The sequence below is a fragment of the Pseudomonas persica genome (assembly GCF_900291015.1).
Classification (GTDB): domain Bacteria; phylum Pseudomonadota; class Gammaproteobacteria; order Pseudomonadales; family Pseudomonadaceae; genus Aquipseudomonas.
The window spans coordinates 1-240 of sequence record NZ_OLKL01000341.1 but is presented as its reverse complement, the minus strand read 5'-3'; the positions used below and the strand labels follow the sequence as shown (position 1 = coordinate 240).

The 240-nt window shown below is 64.6% G+C and carries 1 pseudogene; it reads left to right on the top strand.

The features are described from left to right. Window positions 1-240, top strand: a pseudogene (locus FQ664_RS26805) (phosphate ABC transporter permease PstA); the annotation flags it as partial.

Here is a 240-nt window from a genome sequence, read left to right as displayed (position 1 = left end):
GTACATGCTGATCACCCGCGGTGGCGCACGGCTCAACCTGGAAGTGTTCACCGAACTGCCACCTACCGGTTTCGAAATGGGCGGCGGCTTCGGCAACGCCATGGCCGGTACCTTCGTGATGGTCGGCATTGCCGCCGCCATCGCCGTTCCGGTCGGTATTTTGGCAGCGGTGTTCCTGGCCGAGCTCGGCCCCGACAGCAAGCTGGCCAACGCTGCGCGCTTTGCCGCCAAGATGCTCAC